This window comes from Amycolatopsis sacchari, from assembly GCF_900114035.1.
Lineage (GTDB): Bacteria > Actinomycetota > Actinomycetes > Mycobacteriales > Pseudonocardiaceae > Amycolatopsis_E > Amycolatopsis_E sacchari.
Genome location: NZ_FORP01000009.1, coordinates 208882 through 231709, shown reverse-complemented (window position 1 = coordinate 231709; position 22828 = coordinate 208882). Strand labels below are relative to the sequence as shown.

Sequence of the window (22828 nt, the reverse complement as noted above, 5' to 3'; positions counted from 1 at the left end):
AACGCCCGGTCCCATTCCGAACCCGGAAGCTAAGCCTGCCAGCGCCGATGGTACTGCACTCGTGAGGGTGTGGGAGAGTAGGACACCGCCGAACTCAAATTAGGTCCTCGAGGCCCTGGTCGAGATCCCGGAAACGGGTCCTCCCAGGGCCTCGAGGCTTTTTCGCATCCACTCCGCGCGGGCGCGCCCGTATCCTGAACGACGTGAGCGCGCCCCGACTCCTCGTCATCCAGCCCGATCGAAGTGACCCGGCCGGCCCGCTGGGCGACTGGCTCACCGCGGCCGGCGCCGAACTCGACGTTCGCCTCCCGCCGGAGGACGAGCTTCCCGACGATCTCGACGGGTACCAGGGGCTCGTCTGCCTCGGCGGCGGCATGAACGCCGAAGAGGACGACAAGTACCCGTGGCTGAACTCCGTGCGGAACCTCCTCGCCGCGGGAGCACACGGCGGGCTACCGACCCTGGGCATCTGTCTCGGCGCGCAACTCCTCGCCGTCGCGACGGGCGGATCGGTGGTACCGGGGGACAAGGGGCCGGAAGTGGGTCCCTACCTCGTTTCGAAGAAGGACGCCGCCTGGACCGATCCGCTGTTCGCGGACCTGCCCTTGATGCCTGACGTCCTGCACTTCCACGGCGACGAGATCCGGCGCCTTCCGGTCGGTGCCGTCCTGCTCGCATCCGCTCCCAAGTACACCAACCAGGCCTATCGCCTCGGTCGGTGCGCGTACGGGATCCAGTTCCACATCGAAACCACCGTCGACGTCGTCCAGGCCTGGGCCGCCGAGGCTCCCGACATGGCGGCGACCGCGCGTCCCGGCGTCTTCGACACCGAGGCCCTCACCCAGGTCCACGAGGACATCGCGGCCACGTGGCAGCCCTTCGCCACGAGGTTCGTGCAGCTCGCCGCCGGCGAGATCCAGCCGGTCGAGCCCACGCCGCACACCCTTCCCCTCGCCTGAACCCGGCTACGGTGAAAGCTGATGGCTGAGCAAGCACGGGGGGCCGCGTCCCCAGCACGGTACGGCTTCACCGACGACCGCGCCGACGCGCAGTTGCGCGCGGCCGGCTGGTGGACCGACGCGGGAGCCGATGAGTCGAGCCGCGGCGTCCTCGTCGCGCTTTCCCGCGCCGCTGATCCCGACCTCGCGCTGCGCGGCCTGGACAGGCTGCGCGAGGCCGACGAGCCCGGGTGGCCGGAGCTGTCCGAGGCGCTCTGCGGTGACCCCGCCTTCCGTGGCCGGCTGATCTCCGTGCTCGGCACGTCGAGCGCGCTCGCCGACTTCCTGGTCGGCGCGCCGGGGGAGTGGCGGCGCCTGGCGCAGGACAAGTGCACCGAGACGGAATGCTTCGCCGGGGAGCTGCTGGCCGCCGTTGGGCAACCCCCGCCCGTCGCGGACGGCAGCGACGGAGGCAAACCGGCGACCGCGGGCGAAGGAGACCCGGCTGTCGGCGGTGGAAGCGGGTCAGCGGCTGCAGGCGGAAGCGGGCTGGCGGCCGTCGGGGAAAGCGGGGCGCAGGCGGGCGACGGCGCCATCCCCACGGCGGGCAGTGGGAACGCAGCAGCGGTCCCCACCACCGGTGAGCCCCTCACGGGCGCGGCCGCAGCGCAGGCCCCGCAGAGCGCAGCTTTGGCTCCCACCGGGCAGCGCGGGACGGCCGCAGCGCAGGACTCGCGGGGCGCAGTATCGGCTCCGACCGGGACGGCCGCAGCGCAAGCCCCGCAGAGCCCAGCATCGCCTACCACCGGTGAGCCCCTCACCGGGACGGCCGCCGTGCAGGCTCTGCGGACCGCCTATCGCGGGCTCCTCCTGGAGATCGCCGCCGCCGACCTCGCGCACGTCGTCGAACCGTCGCTGGAGCAGCCTTCCTACGAGGAGATCACCGGGCGGCTCACCGCGCTCGCCGAGGCCGCGCTCGTCGCCGGGCTCGCGGTCGCCCATGCCGAACTCGCGGCGAAGGACCTCGACGGCACCAAGCTCGCCATCATCGCGATGGGCAAGTGCGGCGGGCGGGAGCTGAACTACGTCAGCGACGTCGACGTCATCTTCGTCGGTGAGGGGGACCTCCAGCTCGCGACCCGGCTCGCCAGCAAGACGATGCAGCTCGTCGGCACCGCCTGTTTCGAGGTCGACGCCGCCCTGCGGCCCGAGGGCAAGGCCGGCGCGCTCGTGCGCACCCTCGAAGGGCACACCGCGTACTACCGGAAGTGGGCGCGCACCTGGGAGTTCCAGGCTCTGCTCAAGGCGCGCGCGGTCGCGGGCGACGCGGAGCTCGGGCGCCAGTACGTCGAGATGGTCGACGAGGTGGTCTGGTCCGCCGCCGAGCGGGAGAACTTCGTCGAGGACGTGCAGCAGATGCGCCGCCGCGTCGAGAAGCACGTGCCCTCGGACCTCGCCGACCGCGAACTGAAACTCGGCAGGGGCGGCCTGCGGGACGTCGAGTTCGCGGTGCAGCTGTTGCAACTCGTCCACGGGCGGGCGGACACCAACCTCCGCTCCGCGTCCACAATGGACGCACTGCACGCGCTGGGTGCCGGTGGCTACGTGGGGCTCGCCGACGCGGCGGAACTGGAGACCGCCTACGAGTTCCTGCGCACCGTCGAGCACCGGCTCCAGCTCCGCCGCCTGCGCCGCACCCACCTGTTCCCCGACCCCTCGGAAACGGCGGAACTGCGCATTCTCGCCAGGGCGATCGGCATCAAACCCGAGCGCGGGCGCAGCGAGGCCGAACTGCTCGTCGCCGACTTCCGCCGGTACGCGCAGCGGATCCGCCGGCTGCACGAAAAGCTGTTCTACCGCCCGCTGCTCCAGTCCGTCGCGAGCGTGCCGACCGAAGCGTTGCGGCTCACCACCAAACAGGCCGCCCAACGGCTCGCCGCGCTCGGGTACGCGGCGCCGGACGGCGCGTTGCAGCACATCAAGGCGCTCACCGCCGGGGTGTCCCGCCGTGCGGCCATCCAGCACGCGCTGCTGCCGGTCCTGCTGGACCTGTTCGCCGACACCCCGGACCCGGACGGCGGGCTGCTGGCGTACCGCAAGGTTTCCGAGGCGCTGGAGGACACGCCGTGGTACCTGCGGGTGCTGCGCGACGAGGGTGCCGTGGTCGAGCGCGTGGCGTTCCTCCTCGGCACCTCGAAGCTGGTGCCGGATCTGCTGGTCCGCGCACCGGAAGTGCTGCAGCTGCTGGGTGACCCGAGCCGTCTCGCCGGGCGTGATCCTCGCGAAGTGGCGAAGTCCCTGCGGGCCACGGTGCGGCGGCAGCCGGGACTGAAGGCCGCGGTCGCCGCGGCGAGATCCTTGCGGCGCCACGAAATGTTGCGCGTCGCGGCCGCGGACCTGCTGGGGTTGCTGGACGTCCAGCAGGTCTGCGCGGCGCTGTCGAGCGTGTGGGTCGCCGTCCTGCAGAGCGCCCTCGCCGCGGCGATCCGCAAGCGGGAGGCCGAAGTCGGCGGGACCCCGGCGAAGATCGCCGTGATCGGCATGGGCCGCTTGGGCGGGGCCGAGCTGGGGTACGGCTCCGACGCCGACGTGCTCTTCGTGTGCGAAGCGAACGACGGGGCCGACGACGGCGAAGCGGTGCGGTTCGCTTCGTCCGTCGCGGAGACCGTACGGCAGATGCTCGGCCAGCCCAGCGCCGATCCGCCCCTGCAGGTCGACGCCGACCTCCGGCCCGAGGGACGCGGCGGGCCGCTCGTGCGCACCTTGGAGTCCTACCGCGCCTACTACGCCCGCTGGGGCGAGGTGTGGGAGGCGCAGGCGCTGCTGCGGGCCCGGTACATCGCCGGCGACGACGGCCTCGGCGAGCGGTTCACCGCGATGGCCGACGAGATCCGCTATCCCCGAGGCGGGCTCGACGCCGGCCGCGTCCGCGAGGTGCGCCGGATGAAGGCCCGGGTGCAGACCGAGCGCATCCCCCGCGGCACCGACCCGACGCTCAACACGAAACTGGGCCGCGGCGGGCTGGCCGACGTCGAATGGGTCGTCCAGCTGTTCCAGCTCCGGCACGCGCACGAACTTCCGTCACTGCGCACCACCAGCACACCGGGTGCGTTGTCCGCGCTCGCCGAAGCGGGGCTCGTCGCGGAGGGGGACGCGGCGTCGCTGATCGAGACGTGGCTGCTCGCGACCCGCGTCCGCAACGCGACGATGCTCGTGCGGGGTAAGGCGTCCGACCAGGTTCCCAGCAGCGGACGGGAACTCGCGGCGGTCGCTCGCGTGCTCGGCTACAGCGACGAGGACGACCCGGGCGAGTTCCTCGACTTCTACCGCCGGACCACGCGCCGGGCGCACGCCGTCGTCGAGCGCGTCTTCTTCGAGGACTGATTTACAGTGGTCCCGTGAGCGACCGCGAGCCCTTCCGGATGCAGATCAAGGTGCGGCTGTACGAGCTGGACGCGCTGGGCCACCTCAACCACGCCGTCTACCACTCGTACGCCGAGGTGGCCCGCGTCGAGGCGCTGGAGCGGGCGGCCGGAGGCAGCACGGCCCTGCACGACGAGCACGTTTCACCGGTGCTGCTGGCGTCGAGCATCAGCTACCGCCGGGAGATCCGGCTCGGCGAGACCGTCGACGTCACGTGTGACGCGAAGTTCGGCACGGGCAAGACGTTCCAGATGGAGCAGCACATCTACAAGGCCGACGGCACGCTGTCCGCGGAACTCGCCGTCACGCTGGGGCTGATGGACCTGGAGCGCCGCAAGCTGGTCGACGACCCGCGTGGCCGTTTCGAGCGTGCCGGGTACGACCTGAAGCTGCTGTCCACATCGGAGTAGCTCAGACGGCCAGGAGCGCCCGCGTGACCTCGTCGGGATGGGTCAGCATCGACTCGTGCCCGCCGGGCACCATCACCGGCGTCAGTCCCAGCCGCGCCGCGAACTCGGTCCCGGGCCGGGCGAGCGCGAGGTCGTTCTCGCTGAGCACGTAGGCCGCGGGGAGGCCGATCGCGGTGACGTCGGGAACGTCGAGCGCGTCGAGGAAGTAGTGGCCGGGCTGCGGTACGAGCAGCTCGAAGAACAGCCGCCGCGCCTCCTCCGAGACGTCCGGCAGCAGCAGCGGAACCTGCTCCGGGACCACGGAGATGGTGCCGTCGGGAGAGGCGTCGATCGCCGTCCTGATCATCGTCGCGTAGTCCTCGTTCTCGTCGACCAGCGGCACGCCCCGCGCGGGCACGAGGGCGTTGTAGTAGATCACCTTCGAAACGCGCCCGGCGAGTTCGTGGGCCGCACCGGTGACGGGGTAGCCGCCCCAGCTCTGCGCCACCAGCACGACGTCCTCCAGGTCGCGCTTCGTGACCTCGTGCACCACCGCGGCCACGGCGTCGGCGAGCCGGAGCCCGGCAGGTGAGTCGCCGTCGGCCAGACCGGGCAGGGTGAGTGTGAGCGCCGGGTGGCCGGCGGCGCGCAGGCGCCGGGCGACCGGCTGCCACGACCAGCCGCCTTGCCACGCACCGGGGACGAGGACGAACGTTGCCGCATTCCGGGTCATGACCGGTGTAACGCGCGCAGGCCGGGATCGACTGCGGGGGCGGGCACCTTCTGCCCCGGCGGACACCGTCCGTGTCCTTCAGTTCCCCGCTGATCCCGCGGCCACCAGGTGCGGCCAGATGCGGGCCGCGATCCCCTCGGGCGTGCCGGGGCAGCCGTGGCGCAGCCAGTCCGTGATCGTGCCGAGCAGCGCGCCCGCGAGCAACGCCGCGACCGGGTCGTGCGGGATGTCGGCCGGGTCGTCGGCGTGGGTGGGCGAGCCGGTGCCGGACAGGTGCACGTGGATGGCGATCGCGAGCCGCTGGTGCAGGTGGTTGATCACGCGGGCGCTGCCGTCGGCGTCGAGCAGTGCCCGGTACAGCCGCTCGTGGTCGGCGACGTGCCGGAACACCCTGGCCAGCGCACCGCCGGGTGCGGCGGCCTCCTGCGGCACGACCACGTGCGCGGCGTCGATCAGCTCGTCGAACAGGTCGGTGCCCGCCGCCGCGGCGAGGTCGTGGACGTCGGCGTAGTGCTCGTAGAACGTCGAGCGGTTGACGCCCGCGCGGCGCGTGACGTCGGAGATCGAGATCTGGTTGAGGTCCCGCTCCGCGATCAGGTCCAGCAGCGCTGCTTCGAGCGCCGAACGCGAGCGGCGGCTGCGGGGATCGGAGAGCACGCGCACCCGGACAGCCTACTTTGTCCAACAACTGTTGGTTAGACGACAGGTGATGGAGTAAGAAGGGAGACGTTCACCTGCCGCCACGACGAGGAGTTGGTAGATGACCACCGCCGAACCCCGGAACTACCCGTTCAGCCACCCCGAACGGCTGGACACCGAACCGCTGTTCGCGACCCTGCGCGCCGAGGAACCGCTGACCCGCGTCCGCCTGCCCTACGGCGAACCGGGCTGGCTGGCCACCCGCTACGAGGACGTCAAGGTCGTGCTCGGCGATCCGCGGTTCAGCCGGGCCGCGAGCCTGGAGCACGACGAGCCGCGCATGCGCCCGCAGCCGTCCCAGCCCGGCGGCATCCTCAGCATGGACCCGCCCGACCACAGCAGGCTGCGACGGCTGGTGACCAAGGCGTTCACCGTGCGGCGGATCGAACAGCTGCGCCCGCGCGTGCAGGAGATCGCGGACGGGCTCGTCGACGCGATGCTCGCCAAGGGCGCGCCCGCGGACCTGGTCGAGGACTTCGCGCTGCCGGTGCCGGTCACCGTGATCTGCGAGCTCCTCGGCGTGCCCTACGAAGACCGCGTCGACTTCCGGTACTGGTCCGACGCTTTCCTGTCCACCACGAGGTTCACGCCGGAGCAGGTCGGGGAGTGCACGCTGAAGATGCGCGCGTACCTGGAGGGGCTGATCGCGCAACGGCGCGAAACCCCGCGTGACGACCTGCTCAGCGGGCTGGTGGCGGCGCGCGACCAGGACGACCGGCTGTCCGAAGATGAACTGGTCATGCTCGCGATGGCGCTGCTCGTCGCCGGGCACGAGACCACCGCCTCGCAGATCCCCAACTTCGTGTACACGCTGCTCACGCACCCCGACCAGCTGGAGCTGCTGCGTGCCGACCTGAGTCTCGTGCCGCGCGCGGTCGAGGAACTGATGCGCTACGTCCCCCTCGGCATCGGCGCCGGCATCGCCCGCTACGCGCTCGAGGACGTGGAGCTGGGCGGCGTGACCGTGCGGGCGGGGGAGGCCGTCCTGCCCGCGCTCGCGTCGGCCAACCGCGACGAATCGGTGTTCACCGAGCCCGACCGGCTTGACCTGCTACGGCAGGAGGGTACGCACATCGGCTTCGGGTACGGCGTGCACCACTGCCTCGGCGCGCCGCTGGCGCGCATGGAGCTGCAGGTCGCGCTCGACACGCTGCTGCGGCGCCTGCCCGGCCTCCGCTTCGCCGGCACCGAGGACGGCGTCGAGTGGAAGGAAGGGCTGTCGACCCGCGGACCGGAGCGGATGCTGCTGACCTGGGACGCGTAAGGAGCGCCGGCGGTACCTCGCGTTGACAGGGGGAGGCGGTCTCCCTATCTTCGGAAGTGGAGGTCAAACCTCCAGTTCAATCCGACCCCGCGAGGTGCAGCGTGAAGATCCTGATGTTCGGCCGAGGCGTGATCGCCACGGTCCACGGCTGGGCGCTGCACCAGGCGGGACACGACGTCGAGTTCTACGTCCGGCCGGGCCGCGCGGCGACGTACGGCGACGCGGTGGACCTCGAACTGCTCGACCTGCGGCGCCGGCCGTGGGGGCAGCGCGTGGTCGAGAGGTGGCCGGTCCGCTACCGGGAGACGCTGCCACCGGACCACGACTTCGACCTGATCGTGCTGAGCGTGCAGCACTACCGGCTCCCGGAAGCGGCGGCCTTCCTGGCGCCGCGCATCGGGAAGGCCACGGTGCTCGTCTTCGGAAACCTCTGGGCCGAGCCGTCGGACGCGGTCGGCGCTCTCCCCGCCGACCGGGTCGCCTGGGGTTTTCCCCAGGCCGGTGGCGGCTTCGGCGAGGACGGCGTGCTTCGCGGGGGCCTGTTGCCGCAGGCCGTCTTCGGCACCTTCGGCACACCACCGACCGAACGGGAACGGGCCGTGCGCGAGGTGTTCCGCACGGCCGGGTTCCGGATCCGGGAAAAGCCCGACTTCCGCGGCTGGCTGTGGGTGCACTTCGCCATGAACGCGGGCCTGCACGCGCAGGGGCTGCGGCGGGGCTCGCTGGCCCGGCTGGCAGGGGCGACGGGCGATCTGCGCGAGGCGCTGCTGACCGGCCGCGAGCTGCTGCCACTCGTCGAGGCGCGCGGCGTCGACCTGCGCCGCCAGCGGGGCGGTGTGCTGGGGCTCCGCGCGCCCACCTGCGTGACAGCTCCCGCGCTGTCCTGGCTGACCGCTCATGTGGCGCCCGTGCGCACGAATTTCGTGGCGTACGCCGATCCTGACGCCCAGGAGCCGCGCGAGATCTGCCGGGACACCCTGGCCGAAGCACGGCGGCTGGGCGTCCCGGTCCCGCGACTGGAAGCGGCGGAACCGAGCTTCGAGCGGACATAAGAAACGCCGACGGCGAGGGCGTTTTCCACTCCTCGCCGCCGGCGTGTCCCGGGGTGCGCTACGACTTACACGTCGTAGTAGAGCGCGAACTCGTACGGGTGCGGGCGCAGCCGCAGCGGGTCGATCTCGTTCTCCCGCTTGAAGCTGATCCACGTGTCGATCAGGTCGGGGGTGAACACGCCACCCTCGGTGAGGAAGTCGTGGTCGGCCTCGAGGTTGTCGAGCACGGTGCCCAGGTCGGCCGGGACCTGCTTGACGTCCTTGGCCTCCTCGGGCGGCAGCTCGTACAGGTCCTTGTCGATCGGCTCCGGCGGCTCGATCTTGTTCTTGATGCCGTCCAGGCCGGCCATCATCATCGCCGCGAACGCCAGGTACGGGTTGCCCGACGAGTCGGGGCAGCGGAACTCGATGCGCTTGGCCTTGGCGTTGGTCCCGGTGATCGGGATGCGGACGCAGGCGGAGCGGTTGCGCTGCGAGTACACCAGGCTGACCGGCGCCTCGAAGCCCGGCACCAGGCGGTGGTAGGAGTTCACCGTCGGGTTGGTGAACGCCAGCAGGCTCGGGGCGTGGGCCAGGATGCCGCCGATGTAGTGGCGGGCGGTGTCCGACAGGCCGGCGTAACCGGACTCGTCGTAGAACAGCGGCTGGCCGTCCTTCCACAGCGACTGGTGGCAGTGCATTCCGGAACCGTTGTCACCGAACAGCGGCTTCGGCATGAACGTCGCGGTCTTGCCGGCGGCCCAGGCGGTGTTCTTCACGATGTACTTGAAGAGCATCAGGTCGTCGGCCGCGTGCAGCAGCGTGTTGAACTTGTAGTTGATCTCGGCTTGGCCGGCGGTGCCCACCTCGTGGTGCGCGCGCTCCAGCTCGAAGCCCGAGTTGATCAGGTTGAGGCTGATCTCGTCGCGGAGGTCGGCGTAGTGGTCGACCGGCGGGACCGGGAAGTAGCCGCCCTTGAACTTGGTCTTGTAACCGCGGTTGCCGCCCTCTTCCTCGCGGCCGGTGTTCCACCAGCCCTCGATCGAGTCGATCTCGTGGAAGGTGCCGTTCTCCGAGGAGTTGAAGCGCACGGAGTCGAAGATGTAGAACTCGGCCTCCGGGCCGAAGAACACGGTGTCCGCCACGCCCGACTCGGCGATGTACTGCTCGGCCTTGCGCGCGATGTTGCGCGGGTCGCGGCTGTAGGCCTCACGCGTGAAGGGGTCGTGCACGAAGAAGTTGATGGAGAGGGTCTTCTCCTTGCGGAACGGGTCGATCCGCGCCGTCTCGGGGTCGGGCAGCAGCAGCATGTCCGACTCGTGGATCGACTGGAACCCGCGCACCGAGGAGCCGTCGAAGGCGAGGCCCTCCTCGAACGCGTCCGTGTCGAACGCCTTCGCGGGAACGGTGAAGTGCTGCATGACGCCCGGCAGGTCACAGAACCTGACATCGACAAACTGCACGTTCTCATCAGTGATGAGACGTTGGATATCTTCTGGAGTAGTGGACACCCTCTGTAACTCCTTCAACTGTCTTGCCGGGGGCAGTACTCTCTTCGGCTCACGCTAAGAGCGTGGTGTTGCCCGACCGTCACCCGTATGTTTCGCGGATGTTAACGGGGGATGCGAATTCGGGCGGCGGACCGGGAAAGCCCACCTGGCGGCGGGCGACCTACCCTGATGGTGTGGCGAGATGGACCGGAGAGTGGTTGTCGGGCTCGCGGGCCGGCCTCGGGGCCGGTGACGCGGAGCCACCGCGGTGGCGCGGAGAGCGCCTGGGCCTGCCGGAAAGCGGCGTGCGTTCCGTGGCGAGCGGGGGTGCGCGGCTGCTGGCGTTCGTGCTCGACCTGGTGCTCGCGTCCCTGGTCACGTCGCTGTTCATCCGGCCGGCGCTGCAGGACACGTCGGTGATGGAGAGCTACAACCTGTGGTCCGTCATCGTGTGGGCGGTGCTGACCGTGGTGCCGGTGTCCTTCGCGGGTTTCACCCCCGGCATGGCCGCGACCGGCATCCGGGTCGCGAGGCTCGACGGCGGGCCGATCGTGGGTCCGTGGCGCGCTGTGGTGCGTGCGGCGCTCACGTGCCTCATCGTTCCGGCTGCGGTGCGTAACATCGACGGGCGCAGTTGGCTCGATCGGCTGACGAGCACGGTCGTCGTGCGGATGCGCTGACGTGAAAAAAGGGGAGACCGCGGCGGCGGTCTCCCCTTTTTTCGTACGCGGTCAGCGGCGGCGGATGGCGCGCTGCACGTTGCGCATCTTGGCGCCCTGCGGCACCGGGCCCTTCGGCATCGCGGCTCCGCGGTTGCCCAGCGCTGCGAGCTTGGCCTCCAGCGCGTCCACCTGGGCGGGCCGGAGGTTGCGCGGCAGCTTCATCAGGTGCGGCTGCAGGCGGCGCAGCGGGACCTGGCCCTCGTCGTTGCCGACGATGACGTCGTAGATCGGGGTGTCGCCCACCAGCCGGGCCACGCGCTTCTTCTCCTGCTGCATGAGGTTGCGCACGCGGTGCGGCGCGCCCTCACCGACCAGGACGACGCCGGGCGCGCCCAGCACCCGGTGCACGGCGTCGAGCTGCGTGGTCGCGGCGACGGTCTGGGTCACCCGCCAGCGGCCGCGCATGTTGTCCAGCGCCCAGCCCGCGGCACCGGGCTGGCCCTCGGCCTTCGTGTACACCGTCTTCTGCACGCGGCGGCCGAAGATGATCACCGCGGCGAGCAGGCCGAGCACGATGCCGAGCGGAAGCAGGACCCACTGCAGCCCGAAGATGAACCCGACACCGAAGATCACACCGGCGACGACGAGGAAGGAGCCGAGCATCCACGGGATGAGCGCCTTGTCCTCCCGGCGCTGCACCTTGAACGCTTCGAAGATCTGCCCGCGCCGCGCCTTGCTGGCCGCGCGCTTCTCCCGCTTGGCCTGCTTGGCAGCTTCTTTGTCCTGCTTTCCCGCCATATGACCCAGGATACGGGCGGGTGGGCTTCGCGGAATCTGTCGGCCCCCTCTGCGAGGATGCCTGTCGTGGTTGACGCAGCTCCTCGCACGAACCGGCCCGGCCTGCTGGACGGGCTCGATCCCGAGCAACGGGCCGCCGCCGCGGCGCCACGCGGTCCGGTGTGCGTGCTGGCGGGGGCGGGCACGGGGAAGACGCGGACGATCACGCACCGCATCGCGTACCTGATCAGCGCCGGGCACGTCGCGCCGGGACAGGTGCTGGCGGTGACCTTCACGGCGAGGGCGGCGGGTGAGATGCGCACCCGGCTGCGCGCGCTGGGCGTCGAGGGTGCGCAGGCGCTCACGTTCCACGCGGCGGCGCGGCGGCAGCTGCGGTACTTCTGGCCGCGCGTGATCGGTGACCGGATGTGGGACCTGCTCGAGGGCAAGCTGCGGCTGGTGGGCCAGGCGGCCCAGCGCGCCGGGCTGGGTACCGAGGCGGAGTTGCTGCGCGACCTGGCGAGCGAGATCGAGTGGGCCAAGGCGTCGCTCGTCACGCCGGACGAGTACCCGGCGACGGCCGTGAAGGTGCAGCGGGACAGCCCGGCGGCGCCGCAGCAGGTCGCCGAGGTGTACCGGCTGTACGAGAAGCTGAAGAACAACGCGCAGGTCCTCGACTTCGACGACCTGCTCCTGCAGACGACCGCGGTGCTGGAGGAGCACGGCGAGGTCGCCAGGGAGTTCCGCGACCGGTACCGGTGCTTCATCGTCGACGAGTACCAGGACGTCACCCCGTTGCAGCAGCGCCTGCTCGACGCGTGGCTCGGCGGCCGCGACGACCTGACGGTGGTCGGCGACGCGAACCAGACCATCTACTCCTTCGGCGGTGCCTCCCCGCGCCCGTTGTTGGAGTTCACCCGCCGCTTCCCCGAAGCGACGGTGGTGCGGCTCGAACGCGACTACCGCTCCACCCCGCAGGTGGTCGAACTGGCCAACAAGGTGATCGGCGCCGCGCGCAACCGGCCGGCGGGCTCCCGGCTGCGGCTGATCGGGCAGCGGCCACCGGGCCCCGAACCGAAGTTCGCCGAGTTCGAGGACGAGCCGACGGAGGCCGCGGCGGTGGCCGCCCGTGTCCGCACCCTGCTCGACGCGGGTGTGCCGGCGAGCGAGGTCGCGATCCTGTACCGGATCAACGCGCAGTCGGAGGCCTACGAGCAGGCGCTCGCCGAGGCCGGCATCCCGTACCTGGTGCGGGGCGGGGAGCGGTTCTTCGACCGGCGCGAGGTGCGGCAGGCGATGGTTTCGCTGCGCACGGCGGCAGGGGATCCGCCGCCCACCGAACTGGTGACAGCGGTGCGGTCGGTGCTGGCGCGCGTCGGCCTGACGGACCAGCCGCCCGCCGGTGGCGCCGCGCGCGAGCGGTGGGACGCGCTGCTGTCCCTCGTCGAGGTCGCGGAGGAACTGGCGGCCACGGTGCCGGGCGCGGACCTCCCGCGGTACGTGGCGGAGCTGGAGCAGCGGGCGGCCGCGCAGCACCCGCCGACGGTCGAGGGCGTGACGCTGGCATCGCTGCACGCGGCGAAGGGGCTGGAGTGGGACGCGGTGTTCCTCGTCGGCCTCGCCGAGGGGACGATGCCGATCCTGCACGCCGACGGCGACGACAACGCCATCGAGGAGGAGCGGCGGCTGTTCTACGTCGGGGTCACGCGGGCGCGGGAGCACCTGTGGTTGTCGTGGTCGCTGTCGCGGCACCCCGGTGGCAGGCGGAACCGCCGCCGCAGCCGGTTCCTGTACGGGTTGTTGCCGGAGCACCACCCGGCGGCGCGGGTGCCGCGGTCCCAGGCGGCCCGCGGCGGGGCGAAGCCGAAGTGCCGTCTGTGCGGGGAAACGTTGGCGGGCACCATGGAGATCAAGCTCGGCCGGTGCGAGCGGTGTCCGTCCAATCTGGATGAAGGCTTGTTCGACCGCCTGAAGGAGTGGCGCAGTGCGCGGGCGAAGGAGCTGAAGGTGCCGCCGTACGTGGTGTTCACCGACGCGACGTTGCTGGCGATCGCCGAGCAGCAGCCCACCGACCGCGGTGCGCTCGTGTCGATCTCCGGGATCGGGCCGAGTAAGGTCGCGAAGTTCGGGGAGGACGTGCTCGCCGTGATCCAGGGTGAGCGTTGACCGCGTCGGAGGGGGCTTCCGTGCGGCGGAACCGCCGTTCGAGGCGCGATCTTCGTCGCTTCGGAGAATCCTGCGGAAAATAAGTTGCCCCCGCCTGTAGGGGAGCAATAGCCTGCACAGGTCGGGTGGTGACCACCCGAGGGGGATTCCGCCCGTCGTGGGAGCGACGAGCGTCGGACAGTGAGAGGAGGTGCCCGGAGATGGTGATCTATTCCGTGATCGGCAACCGTGGCACCGCGCTGTCCGCGACCGCTCCGATGGGTGTCGCCCTTGCCTGGGCGCCTGCGATGGGCGCCGCCGCTGCCTGGGCGCCTCCGATGGCGAGCACCGTTGCGACGGGCGTCGAGCTCACGTGCGCCACCGCCGCTGGCCGGCGTATGCGCGAGGCCGGGGAACCGGCTCGCCATGCAGCCCGCCGTGCCGCCTTTGGTGGCCGCATTGTGCCCGTTACCGCCGATCTGCAGACCAAGCAGCCGAAGATCCACGTTCCGCACCCTCAGCCAGAGCGAAGCCCCTGACGCCCGTTCAGGGATAAGGCTCACGAAGGCCGCGGAACCGTACTCGGATCCGCGGCCTTCGTGTTGTGTGCAGTACCCGCCCAACTGAAAAAACCGTTACTACACAAAGGAGAACGGGATGTCATCGGCAATCGCCTTCGCGTCAGAGGGGGCGTTACCCGCCGAGTTCGCCGCACCTCCCACAGGAGGATTCGGCGACCTGCTCGACGCGGTCGTCTCTCCCGGCCTGGACCTGCCGTGCCGGTCCGGGGACGCCGACCTGTGGTTCGCGGAAGCTCCCGCGGACCTCGAGCGGGCGAAGCGCCTGTGCGCGGACTGCCCGATCCGGGAGTCGTGCCTGGCAGGTGCGCTCGACCGGCGGGAGCCGTGGGGCGTCTGGGGTGGCGAGATCTTCGAGCGCGGCGTGATCGTCGCGCGGAAGCGGCCCAGGGGACGTCCGCGGAAGCACCCGGTCGCGGAGCGGCCGGCGGAGCAACCCCTCGAGAGGGCGAACTCGAGTGAGCGGCGGAGCGCTGCCGCATGAGTGTCCAGCTGTTGATTCGCGAAAAGCCGCGCACGGTGCGTGTTCAGCTCACCGCCGCGCCCGTGCCGACCAAGGAGATCATCGAGATGTTGATGCAAGAAGAACTGGCCAGAGTCCGAATACAGGAGATGCGCCGGGAGGTGCGTGCCCAGCAGCTGCGGGGCCACGCCCGCGCGGCGCGCCGCTGGGACAGGATGGCGCGCTGGGCTTCCCGCCGCGCCGACCGGCACAGGTCCTAGTGCGCGCTGACCGGGATTGGTCGGAGTGCGCGGCGGCCGGGGTCGGTCCTGGTACGTGCTGATCGGGATTGATCCTGGTGTGCGTTGGCTGGGGTTGGCCTGGTGCGGTGCTGACCGGGATTGGTCGGAGTGCGCGTTGGCCGGGGTCGGTCCTGGTGCGTGCTGATCGGGATTGATCCTGGTGTGCACTGACGGGCATCGGTCCTGGTATGCGTTGGCCGGGACTGGTTCCTAGTGCGTGAGGCCCGGCTCGCGGGGTGTTGCCCCGCGGGCCGGGCTTTTGCGTGTGGGCGGCGTTCCGCGGTACGACCCGGCTCCTGCGGTGCGGCCGGACGTCGACCGTGTCGCGTGGGTTGTCACGGTGCGGGCCGGGCTTACGCGATGCGGCCGGACGTCGACCGTGTCGCGTGGGTTGTCACGGTGTGGGCCGGGCTTACGCGATGCGGCCGGGCTCGGCGGCGTGGTCGGGCAGCCCTGCCCCCGCGGGTCTTGATCGCGTCGGCAGGGCGTGGCGTCCGAGCCTGCCGCGAGGCGCCACCCGAGCCGCCGCACCCGACAGGCCCCGGCATGGCTGTGTTGGTCGCGGATGTTCCCGCTGCGCAGGGCCGAGTCGTGTTCAATGGCGGCTATGGGCGCACACACCCACGACCACATCGACTGGGCAGCAAGGATTCCCGACCTCCGCCGCGGGGACGAGCTGCACGCCGCAGCCTTCGCCGAGATCGCCCGCAGGCTGACGGCGAACCTCCCCCAGGGAGCGACGGTCGTCGACGCGGGCTCCGGCACGGGCGGCATGAGCGCAGCACTGGCCGCCGAACTGGCGGTGCGCGGCGGCGGCACCCTCATCCTGGTGGACGCGGTCCCCGAATTGCTCGCGGTAGCAACCGAAACGGCTGCCGCCGCAGTCGAGGCCGTGGGTGGGCAGCCGTCCGTCACGGGTGGACCCGACGGAGCCGCGGCCCGCGCCCAGTCTGAGACCGCCACCACTGCGCCCTCGGGCGGATCCGAGCGAGCCGCCGCCGGTGCCCGCTCCGAGGCAGCCGACACCGCGCCCCTGGGCGAAGCCGGGTCGCCTGCGGGCGCTGCCCAGCCCGAAACTCTCACCGGCCCGTCCCGGGGTGTGGGGCCGGTGCGGATCGAGGCCGTGCGTGCCGACGTCGCCGGGCGGGCGCTTGGCGAGATCGTGCCGTCGGCGGACCTGGTCTGGGCGGCGGCGATGGTGCACCACCTGCCGGACCAGCAGGCCGGTATCTCGGCGCTGGCCTCCGCCCTGGCACCCGGCGGCCTCCTGGCGGTCGCCGAGGGCGGCTTGCAGACCCAGACCCTGCCGTGGGACGTGGGCGTCGGAGCGCCAGGCCTCGAGCGCCGCCTGCTGGCCATCGGCGACGAGTGGTTCGGCGAGATGCGTTCCGGCATGGACGGCAGCGTCCGCATGCCCTACGGCTGGACGACCGCGCTCACCCGCGCGGGCCTGCGCTCCGTTGGGTCGTTCACCGCACTGGTCGACCACCCCGCTCCCACGACCGATCTGGTCCGCCGTTTCGTGCTGGGACACCTGACGAGGCTTGCCGAGACGGTCGACGACCGCATGAGCGAGGACGATCGAAACGCCGTGCGCCTGTTGCTGGATCCCGAAGGCCCGGACTACCTCGGCAACCGGGACGACCTGTACGTGCTCGGTACCCGCACAGTCCACATCGGACGCAAATGACGGCCGCGATCTGCTCACGCTGCGGCGCCGACCGCGGAGCGGAGGAGAACCCGGCGATGGTGCTCGCATGGGTGTCCGAACGGGAAGGCGGCATGTCACGGTGGTTGTGTCCACGCTGTGCCCGCGACCACGTGCGGGACATCGAGGGCAAGCTACCGCCGGAGTTCTGGGTACCGGACCGCGACTGAGCACGGCAGGGCGTCGGGCCTTTCCCCGGAGCCGAGCCGGAGATCGGGAGGATGTGCGTGCGCATACGCCCTACACCTCCGCCGGTACTGAGCCGAGAGCCCTCACCTTCGGCCGCCGTCTTCGTGCGGCGTTGGCGAACGCGCTCGTGAGTTCCTGGGCGATGCGCCGGATCTGGTCGCGGAGCTGCTCCGGCGCGGTGCGCACGAGCACCACCCCCGCGGCGACGAGCGCGAGGTGGTTCATCTTCGGCCCGCCGTCCTCCTGCGCCGCGCCGCCGAACTGCCAGCCGAGGGCGACCTCGTCCCACCAGGCGTCGACCACACCGATCGGCCTGCCCAGCGAGTCACAGACCGTCACGTTCCACACCGGTGGCGGCAGTGGAACCGCCTCGAGCAGTTCGCGTGCGGCGCCCTGCAGGTACGTCTCGCCCATCGAGCCGAGGTTGCGCAGCATCTCCCGCACCGACGCACTGCCGCGCTGGTTGCCCGCGTCCAGCTCGGCTCGCAGGTCGTCCGCGGTGCACAACCCGTAGTAGACCGGCAGTGACAGCAGCCGCCGCAGGCGCTCCGGGTCACGCACCCGGCGCGCCACGTCGAGCGTCGCGCGGGCCGGTGGGGCGAACGCGATGCCGTCGATCACGTCCGGCCGCGGCAGCCGGGAAGTCCGCTCCAGGCGCACGAACTCCTGCGAGTGCAGCCGGCGCTGCACCGGCACCAGCAGGTGCACCGGGTCCCGCGGCGTCGCCCGGATGCCGTACGCCCGGAGCGCGTCGATCCCGCTCACCACCGAGTCCGCACCTGCGTAGAACTGCGCGGCGCGCAGCTTCTGCCGCCGTGTCGGGTCGCCCGCCTCGAGCATCACGATTCCGGGCAGCAGGCGCCGCCACGGGCCGCCGGGGCGGCAGCGCGAGGCGATGGCGTGCGGGGTCACGCCCATGGCACGTAGCCGGGCGGTGGTCGTGACCTCGTCAGTCTCGGCCGCGCTCAGAGCCATCAGCTCCGCGGATGTCATTCGGGACATGGCTCCAGAGTGGCGGGGGAAGGAGCGTCAGGGAACCCGAAACCAAAATTGTGGACAACTCAGCGGAGCGAATGGCGGCTTCCGCGCAAAAAGCCGCGTCCTGTGGACAACTTACTCGTCGGCGAACCCCGGTTGCCAGCGCTCGACAATCGCCCGTACCGGGATCTCGGCGTCCAGCTGGCACAGAATGCCGGTCGAACCCGCGGTCACCCGGTGGATCATGAGGTATTCCGGTGGCAGGTTCAGCGACCGGCCGACGCGGAAATCCTGACCTCGGGAATCGCCGACGCGCAGGGCCTGCTGCTGCATCCACTTCCGGGTGAAATGGAACCGTTCTTTCGCCAGCGGTTCCGTGAACGGGGCCAAATAGGCGAGCACGTCCTCGGGGTGCAAATCCGTCCCGGGGCGCACGAAACCCGCCTCGCGCAGGAGTTCCATCAGCTTTTCGGAACGACGTTCCAGCGCGAGCCGCGTCATTTCGCCGAGGTGGCGGGGAATACCGTGCGGTAAGCGCGCGACGGCACCGAAATCGATCACCCCGAGCCTGCCGTCCTCGAGCAGGAGGAAATTGCCGGGGTGTGGATCGGAGTGCAGCAGGCCGGCCTTGGCGGGCGAGGAGTAGTGGAACTCGGCGAGCATGGCGCCCACCGCGTTGCGGGTCGCGGTGTCGCCGCCCGAGATGATCTTCGCCAGGGGGGTGCCGGTCAGCCACTCGGTGACCAGGACCTTCGGCGCACTCGCCACCACGCGCGGGATGCGCACGCGCTCGTCGTCCGCGAACGCCTTCGCGAAAGCGCGCTGGTTGTCGGCCTCGCCGCGGTAGTCGAGTTCCTCGTCCATCCGCGCGGCCAGTTCGGCCAGCAGTGGCTTGACGTCCGTGCCCGGCACGAACGCCTGGAAGAGCCTGCTGAGCCGCTGCAACTGCCTCAGGTCGCTGCGCAGCGCCTCGTCCGCGCCCGGGTATTGCACCTTGACCGCGACCTCGCGCCCGTCGTGCCAGACGGCCCGGTGCACCTGGCCGATGCTGGCCGAGGCCGTGGGCTCGTCGTCGAACTCGGCGAACCGGTTCCGCCATGACCGGCCCAGCTGCTCGGCGAGCACGCGGTGCGTCTGCCTGCTGGACATCGGCGGCGCGGCGGCCTGCAGCCTGGTCAGGGCGTCCCGGTACGGCGCGGCCATCTCGTCGGGCACGGCGGCTTCGAACACGCTCAGCGCCTGGCCGAACTTCATCGCGCCGCCCTTGAGCGCCCCCAGTACCTCGAACACCTGCTCAGCGGCCTTGGCGGACAGGGTCGCGTTGACCTCCTCCGCGCTCTGACCGGTCAGCCTGCGCCCCCAGCCGCCCACCGCGCGCCCGGCGATGCCGAGCGGCAGACTGGCCAGTTTCGCTGTCCTCGCGGCGGTCCGGCGGGGGATGCCGGTGCCGTCCCGGTCGTCACGATCGCGGTAGTCCGTCACCGCACGATTGTGCCTTGTGCTTGATCCTCCTCGCAGCCGTCGGCGTCACCACTCCTGCTGGCGGGCACCGCACCCGCAGTCCGGATTCGGCGGCCACGGGCGGTGTTCGACGGTGCCTTCGTAGGTGTCGATCTCGACCGTCGTGTTCCACACCGGTGGCGGATCCTGGCCCTCGATCCGGCCGAGGACGCGGAGCACCTGGCTCACCGCCAGACCCGCCGTGGCCTGCACGCTGCACAGGTCCGCCACCTGGCTGCGGCCCGCCAGCTGGCCCGCGACCATCGGCCAGCGCGGGTCCATCGCCTTGCGGTGCAGGTCCGCGCAGCTCAGGCACGTACTTCGCCCCGGGTAGACCAGCGGGCCCACGATGCCGAGGCCTTCACGGACGCGGACCGGGAGGTGCGGCACGCCCTCGAGGACGAGCAGTTGCACGAGCTCCGGCGCCGGCACGATCGAGTCCGCGAGGACGACCAGCTCCGGCTGGCGGTCACCACGCAGCCGTGTGTGCTTGGCCGACGGGTTGGCGCGGTGGATGGCGTCCGCCGCCGCGGCACGGCGTTGTCGCCCGATGTCGGTGTCGAGGTAACCGGTGCCGGTGTCCTGCTCCGTCACCACGCCGTCGGCCTCGACCTGCACGTGCCCTACGCCGGACGCGGCGAGCAGCGTGGCCATCGCGATTGTCAGCCTGCCGGTGCCGTGCAGCACCACGGCGCTGTGCGCGCGCCGGGTGAAGGCGTCCTGACCGGCCTGCCGTGCGCGCAGTGACCACAGGCCCACCTCGCCGGCCGTGCGGCTCTTGCCCGCCGGGTTCCAGGCCTCCTCCACGAGGCCGAGCTTGGTCAGCGAGGCCAGCAGGTCGCGAACGTCGTCCCCGTGTTCGCTGTCGGCGAGCGCGACCAGCTCGTCGATGCGGTGCCGTCCGTCGAGGCGGTGCATGATCCGCACCAGGTCGGGCGTGAGGCCGCTGGCGACCATGGCGTGGCGCGGGTCCAGGCCGATCTGGACCTCGCCGGGCTTGCGGTCGAAGACCTGCAGCCCAGGCCTGAGGCGGGGCCGCCGGGGGAGCCGCGTCGCCTGGCTGCGGGTTCGTTCTGTCATGCCACACACAGTGACAACACGGCTACCGCTTCGCCACCTGAACACAGGAGTTGTCCACAGGGAGAATTGGATGTGGATAACTTGGCCTGATCCCGCTTCGACCCTCCCGAGTTGTCGGTGCCTGCCTCTACCTTGGTGTCGTGGCGAACGCACGGGTGCCCTCGTTGAGGGGACGGGACAACACCGAGCAGGTGAGAAACCCGCAGCAGAAGGTCGAAGTCAGGCGCAGCGCGCGGCGGCGGAGCACGGTCTCGGCCTACCGCGACGGGGACACGTTGGTCGTGCTCATCCCGGCCAGGATGAGCCAGGCGGAGGAGAAGCACTGGGTCGCGGAGATGGAGCGCAAACTGCAGCGCGCGGAGTCGAGGCGGGCGTCACCGGCGCGCCAGTCCGACTCGGCGCTGATGGCCCGGTGCGCGCAGTTGTCGGCGCGGTACCTGGACAACGCGCTGCCGAAGAGCGTGCGGTGGGTGCCGCCGATGCGGACGCGCTGGGCGTCCTGCACACCGGCCGACGCGACGATCCGGGTGAGCGAGCGGCTGCGTGACGTGCCGTCGTGGGTGCTGGACTACGTGCTGGTGCACGAGCTGGCACACCTGCGGGTGCCCGGGCACGACGCGGAGTTCTGGTCGCTGGTCCGGCGCTACCCGAAGACGGAGCGGGCCATGGGGTACCTGGAGGGGCTGTCGGCCGCGGCGGGCTGGGGGATCAGCGAACTGGACGGGGAGGAGTGAGGGCTATCGGGGGTTGAGTGAGGGGGTGCGGTCGGCGGGGGTGGGGGCGGCCTGGGTGCGGTGAGCGGAGCGTGAGGCGTGAGGCGTGAGGCGGGCGCGGGCGGCTTGGGAGGCCGGGGACGCGCGGGGTGTGAGGACGCCGGTGTTGGGTCGCCGGGCGGCGCCGGGTTTGTGGGGGCGCGTGCGGGAGGGCGCCGCGGGTGTGTGGAACGCTCGTCGCCCTGACCGTCCTCGGCGCTGCGCGCCGACGTGACGCGGCGAGTCAGTCGGCGCGGCCAACTACCAGGCGAGCCTGGGCGCCCAGCGGTTTACCGCGGCACGACAGGCCTGGGGCACGCGGCGAGACGGCGTGGTCGTCCCGCCGCGTGGACACTCCGGTCAGCGGGAGGTCGGCTACGCCTTGTCCTCGTCGGTGCCGTCGGTGCCGTCGGCGTCGTCCTTGGGCGCGTCCTTCGCGGACTTCTCGTCCTGCTCGGTGCGCTCCAGCTCCGCGATCGGGTCGAGGTCGTCGATCTGGGACTGCTCGCCGAGGCGCTCGCTGAACTCCAGCGGGTCGTCCAGGTCCTCGGCCGTCGGCATGAGGTCCGGGTGCGACCACAGGCTGTCACGCTTCTCGGTGCCGTGCTGATCGCCCACGAGCTTCCACAGCGACGCTGCCGCACGCATCCGGCGGGGCCGCAGCTCCAGGCCGACCAGCGTCGCGAACGTCTGCTCCGCCGGGCCGCCCGTCGCGCGGCGGCGGCGCAGCGTCTCGCGCAGCGCGCCCGCGCCCGGCAGCCGGTCGCCGATCGCGTCGGACACCACGACGTCCACCCAGCCCTCGACCAGGGCGAGCAGCGTCTCGAGCCGGTTCAGCGCGGCCTGCTGCTCCGGCGTCGTCTTCGGCTCGAGCAGACCGGAGGACATCGCCTCCTCGATGCTCGCCGGGTTGCTCGGGTCCACCTGCCCGGCCAGCTGCTCCAGCGCCGAGGTGTCCACCTTGATGCCGTGCGCGAACTCCTCCACGGTCGCGAGCAGCCGCTGCCGCAGCCACGGCACGTGCGTGAACAGGCGCTGGTGCGCGGCTTCCCTGGCGGCGAGGAACACGAGCACCTCGCTGTTCGGCAGCTCCAGCCCCTCGGTGAACTTCTCGATGTTCGCGGGAAGCAGAGCGGACGTCGTGTCCGGACCGAGTGGCAACCCCACCTCGGTCGACGTCAGCACCTCCGACGCCAGCTGCGCGAGTGCGTTGCCCAGCTGCGAGCCGAACGCCATCCCGCCCATCTGGCCGACCATGGACAGCAGCGGCCCCGCCGCCTGCTTGGCCTCCGCGGGCAGCGCCTCGACCCACGCGCCGGACACCTGCTGGGCCACCGGGTCGCACAGCCGCTGCCACGTCGGCAGCGTCTTCTGCACCCAGTCCCGCGGCGACCAGGCCACCGTGGTGTTCGCGCCGGCGGGCAGGATCGTCACCGCGTCGAGCCACAGCTCCGCCAGGCGCGCGGCGTCACGCACCGCGCTGTCGGAGTCCCCGCTCTTCGCGAACCCGATCTGGCCACCCGCGGAGCTGCCCAGCTTCTGCAGCGCGATCTGCTTGGCCAGGTCGTAGTTCACGGGCCCGCTCGAACTCCCCGCCTGGCTGAGCATCTGGCCCAGCTGGCTGAGCATCTGGCCCAACTGGTTGAAAGCGTCGCCCCCGGACTGGCCGCCGCCTTCGTTTTCGCCACGCTTGTCGGGGTCGGGGAGCCCGAACCCGAACGGGAGGTTGCTCATAACACCACCGTACG

The 22828-nt window shown here is 71.2% G+C and carries 21 protein-coding genes and 1 rRNA gene; 14 read left to right on the top strand and 8 right to left on the bottom strand.

Annotated features, from left to right (window positions below; translation table 11 throughout):
- From rrf to BMZ92_RS17890, 4 genes are all read left to right on the top strand, one after another.
- A 5S ribosomal RNA gene (rrf, locus tag BMZ92_RS17905) occupies positions 1–94 on the top strand; the annotation flags it as partial.
- A 109-nt stretch (positions 95–203) separates the two neighbouring features.
- Positions 204–959 (top strand): type 1 glutamine amidotransferase, encoded by a 756-nt coding sequence (locus BMZ92_RS17900; RefSeq protein WP_091508881.1) that lies wholly within the window; start codon positions 204–206, stop codon positions 957–959.
- A 21-nt stretch (positions 960–980) separates the two neighbouring features.
- Positions 981–4322, top strand: coding sequence for a bifunctional [glutamine synthetase] adenylyltransferase/[glutamine synthetase]-adenylyl-L-tyrosine phosphorylase (locus tag BMZ92_RS17895; protein ID WP_245783114.1), 3342 nt, complete (start codon positions 981–983; stop codon positions 4320–4322).
- A gap of 14 nt (positions 4323–4336) precedes the next feature.
- Complete coding sequence (locus tag BMZ92_RS17890; protein WP_091508878.1) at positions 4337–4771, top strand: acyl-CoA thioesterase; 435 nt, start codon at positions 4337–4339, stop codon at positions 4769–4771.
- A gap of 1 nt (position 4772) precedes the next feature.
- On the opposite strand, the gene BMZ92_RS17885 is transcribed toward BMZ92_RS17890, so the two are convergent.
- Positions 4773–5483, bottom strand: coding sequence for an alpha/beta fold hydrolase (locus BMZ92_RS17885; protein WP_091508875.1), 711 nt, complete (start codon positions 5481–5483; stop codon positions 4773–4775).
- Between the two features lie 78 nt (positions 5484–5561).
- Entirely contained in the window at positions 5562–6146 is a 585-nt protein-coding gene (locus tag BMZ92_RS17880) for a TetR/AcrR family transcriptional regulator (protein WP_091508873.1), read from the bottom strand.
- Positions 6147–6243: 97 nt separating this feature from the next.
- Here BMZ92_RS17880 and BMZ92_RS17875 point away from each other — a divergent pair, with 97 nt between their 5' ends.
- Together BMZ92_RS17875 and BMZ92_RS17870 are read left to right on the top strand one after the other, a co-directional pair.
- Complete coding sequence (locus BMZ92_RS17875; protein ID WP_091508870.1) at positions 6244–7446, top strand: cytochrome P450; 1203 nt, start codon at positions 6244–6246, stop codon at positions 7444–7446.
- Between the two features lie 101 nt (positions 7447–7547).
- Complete coding sequence (locus BMZ92_RS17870) at positions 7548–8498, top strand: ketopantoate reductase family protein (RefSeq protein WP_091508868.1); 951 nt, start codon at positions 7548–7550, stop codon at positions 8496–8498.
- A 65-nt stretch (positions 8499–8563) separates the two neighbouring features.
- Here the strand turns inward: BMZ92_RS17870 and glnA are convergent, their stop codons facing one another.
- A complete protein-coding gene (gene glnA, locus BMZ92_RS17865) occupies positions 8564–9988 on the bottom strand; it encodes a type I glutamate--ammonia ligase (RefSeq protein WP_091508867.1) in 1425 nt (474 codons plus the stop codon).
- 173 nt (positions 9989–10161) lie between these two features.
- On the opposite strand from glnA, the gene BMZ92_RS17860 reads away from it, so the two are divergent.
- Entirely contained in the window at positions 10162–10647 is a 486-nt protein-coding gene (locus BMZ92_RS17860) for an RDD family protein (protein WP_091508865.1), read from the top strand.
- 51 nt (positions 10648–10698) lie between these two features.
- On the opposite strand, the gene BMZ92_RS17855 is transcribed toward BMZ92_RS17860, so the two are convergent.
- Complete coding sequence (locus BMZ92_RS17855) at positions 10699–11427, bottom strand: DUF4191 domain-containing protein (RefSeq protein WP_091508864.1); 729 nt, start codon at positions 11425–11427, stop codon at positions 10699–10701.
- A gap of 66 nt (positions 11428–11493) precedes the next feature.
- On the opposite strand from BMZ92_RS17855, the gene BMZ92_RS17850 reads away from it, so the two are divergent.
- The 6 genes from BMZ92_RS17850 (at position 11494) to BMZ92_RS17825 (ending at position 16751) form a co-directional block, all read left to right on the top strand.
- Positions 11494–13572, top strand: a complete 2079-nt coding sequence (locus tag BMZ92_RS17850) for an ATP-dependent DNA helicase UvrD2 (RefSeq protein WP_245783113.1) — start codon at positions 11494–11496, stop codon at positions 13570–13572.
- A 200-nt stretch (positions 13573–13772) separates the two neighbouring features.
- Positions 13773–14090, top strand: a complete 318-nt coding sequence (locus BMZ92_RS17845; protein WP_091508860.1) for a hypothetical protein — start codon at positions 13773–13775, stop codon at positions 14088–14090.
- A 118-nt stretch (positions 14091–14208) separates the two neighbouring features.
- Complete coding sequence (locus BMZ92_RS17840; protein WP_091508858.1) at positions 14209–14613, top strand: WhiB family transcriptional regulator; 405 nt, start codon at positions 14209–14211, stop codon at positions 14611–14613.
- Positions 14610–14852, top strand: a complete 243-nt coding sequence (locus BMZ92_RS17835; RefSeq protein WP_091508856.1) for a hypothetical protein — start codon at positions 14610–14612, stop codon at positions 14850–14852. Before BMZ92_RS17840 ends, BMZ92_RS17835 begins: the two co-directional genes overlap by 4 nt.
- A gap of 628 nt (positions 14853–15480) precedes the next feature.
- Complete coding sequence (locus BMZ92_RS17830; protein ID WP_091508853.1) at positions 15481–16563, top strand: class I SAM-dependent methyltransferase; 1083 nt, start codon at positions 15481–15483, stop codon at positions 16561–16563.
- A complete protein-coding gene (locus BMZ92_RS17825) occupies positions 16560–16751 on the top strand; it encodes a hypothetical protein (RefSeq protein ID WP_091508851.1) in 192 nt (63 codons plus the stop codon). Before BMZ92_RS17830 ends, BMZ92_RS17825 begins: the two co-directional genes overlap by 4 nt.
- 70 nt (positions 16752–16821) lie before the next feature.
- Here the strand turns inward: BMZ92_RS17825 and BMZ92_RS17820 are convergent, their stop codons facing one another.
- The 3 genes from BMZ92_RS17820 to BMZ92_RS17810 all read right to left on the bottom strand — a co-directional run bounded on the left by BMZ92_RS17820 (position 16822) and on the right by BMZ92_RS17810 (position 20328).
- Positions 16822–17772 (bottom strand): hypothetical protein, encoded by a 951-nt coding sequence (locus BMZ92_RS17820; protein ID WP_245783112.1) that lies wholly within the window; start codon positions 17770–17772, stop codon positions 16822–16824.
- A 111-nt stretch (positions 17773–17883) separates the two neighbouring features.
- Positions 17884–19230, bottom strand: a complete 1347-nt coding sequence (locus BMZ92_RS17815; protein WP_091508848.1) for an ABC1 kinase family protein — start codon at positions 19228–19230, stop codon at positions 17884–17886.
- A gap of 45 nt (positions 19231–19275) precedes the next feature.
- Positions 19276–20328 carry a TOMM precursor leader peptide-binding protein gene (locus tag BMZ92_RS17810; protein WP_143249877.1) on the bottom strand — a complete coding sequence of 351 codons (1053 nt, stop codon included), beginning with the start codon at positions 20326–20328 and terminating at the stop codon, positions 19276–19278.
- Positions 20329–20492: 164 nt separating this feature from the next.
- On the opposite strand from BMZ92_RS17810, the gene BMZ92_RS17805 reads away from it, so the two are divergent.
- Entirely contained in the window at positions 20493–21062 is a 570-nt protein-coding gene (locus BMZ92_RS17805; protein ID WP_091508919.1) for a M48 metallopeptidase family protein, read from the top strand.
- Positions 21063–21455: 393 nt separating this feature from the next.
- Here BMZ92_RS17805 and BMZ92_RS17800 read toward each other — a convergent pair whose 3' ends face one another.
- On the bottom strand, positions 21456–22814 hold the full coding sequence (locus tag BMZ92_RS17800; RefSeq protein WP_091508847.1) for a zinc-dependent metalloprotease: 1359 nt from the start codon (positions 22812–22814) through the stop codon (positions 21456–21458).
- Positions 22815–22828 lie beyond the last annotated feature (14 nt).

What these genes read in the sequence shown, in the direction of transcription:
- BMZ92_RS17895 (WP_245783114.1), top strand. Translation starts at nt 981, where the DNA reads ATGGCTGAGCAAGCACGGGGGGCCGCGTCCCCAGCACGGTACGGCTTC.
- BMZ92_RS17885 (WP_091508875.1), bottom strand. Translation starts at nt 5,483, where the DNA reads ATGACCCGGAATGCGGCAACGTTCGTCCTCGTCCCCGGTGCGTGGCAA.
- BMZ92_RS17875 (WP_091508870.1), top strand. Translation starts at nt 6,244, where the DNA reads ATGACCACCGCCGAACCCCGGAACTACCCGTTCAGCCACCCCGAACGG.
- BMZ92_RS17855 (WP_091508864.1), bottom strand. Translation starts at nt 11,427, where the DNA reads ATGGCGGGAAAGCAGGACAAAGAAGCTGCCAAGCAGGCCAAGCGGGAG.
- BMZ92_RS17845 (WP_091508860.1), top strand. Translation starts at nt 13,773, where the DNA reads ATGGTGATCTATTCCGTGATCGGCAACCGTGGCACCGCGCTGTCCGCG.
- BMZ92_RS17840 (WP_091508858.1), top strand. Translation starts at nt 14,209, where the DNA reads ATGTCATCGGCAATCGCCTTCGCGTCAGAGGGGGCGTTACCCGCCGAG.
- BMZ92_RS17835 (WP_091508856.1), top strand. Translation starts at nt 14,610, where the DNA reads ATGAGTGTCCAGCTGTTGATTCGCGAAAAGCCGCGCACGGTGCGTGTT.
- BMZ92_RS17830 (WP_091508853.1), top strand. Translation starts at nt 15,481, where the DNA reads ATGGGCGCACACACCCACGACCACATCGACTGGGCAGCAAGGATTCCC.
- BMZ92_RS17825 (WP_091508851.1), top strand. Translation starts at nt 16,560, where the DNA reads ATGACGGCCGCGATCTGCTCACGCTGCGGCGCCGACCGCGGAGCGGAG.
- BMZ92_RS17820 (WP_245783112.1), bottom strand. Translation starts at nt 17,772, where the DNA reads ATGTCCCGAATGACATCCGCGGAGCTGATGGCTCTGAGCGCGGCCGAG.
- BMZ92_RS17810 (WP_143249877.1), bottom strand. Translation starts at nt 20,328, where the DNA reads ATGACAGAACGAACCCGCAGCCAGGCGACGCGGCTCCCCCGGCGGCCC.
- BMZ92_RS17800 (WP_091508847.1), bottom strand. Translation starts at nt 22,814, where the DNA reads ATGAGCAACCTCCCGTTCGGGTTCGGGCTCCCCGACCCCGACAAGCGT.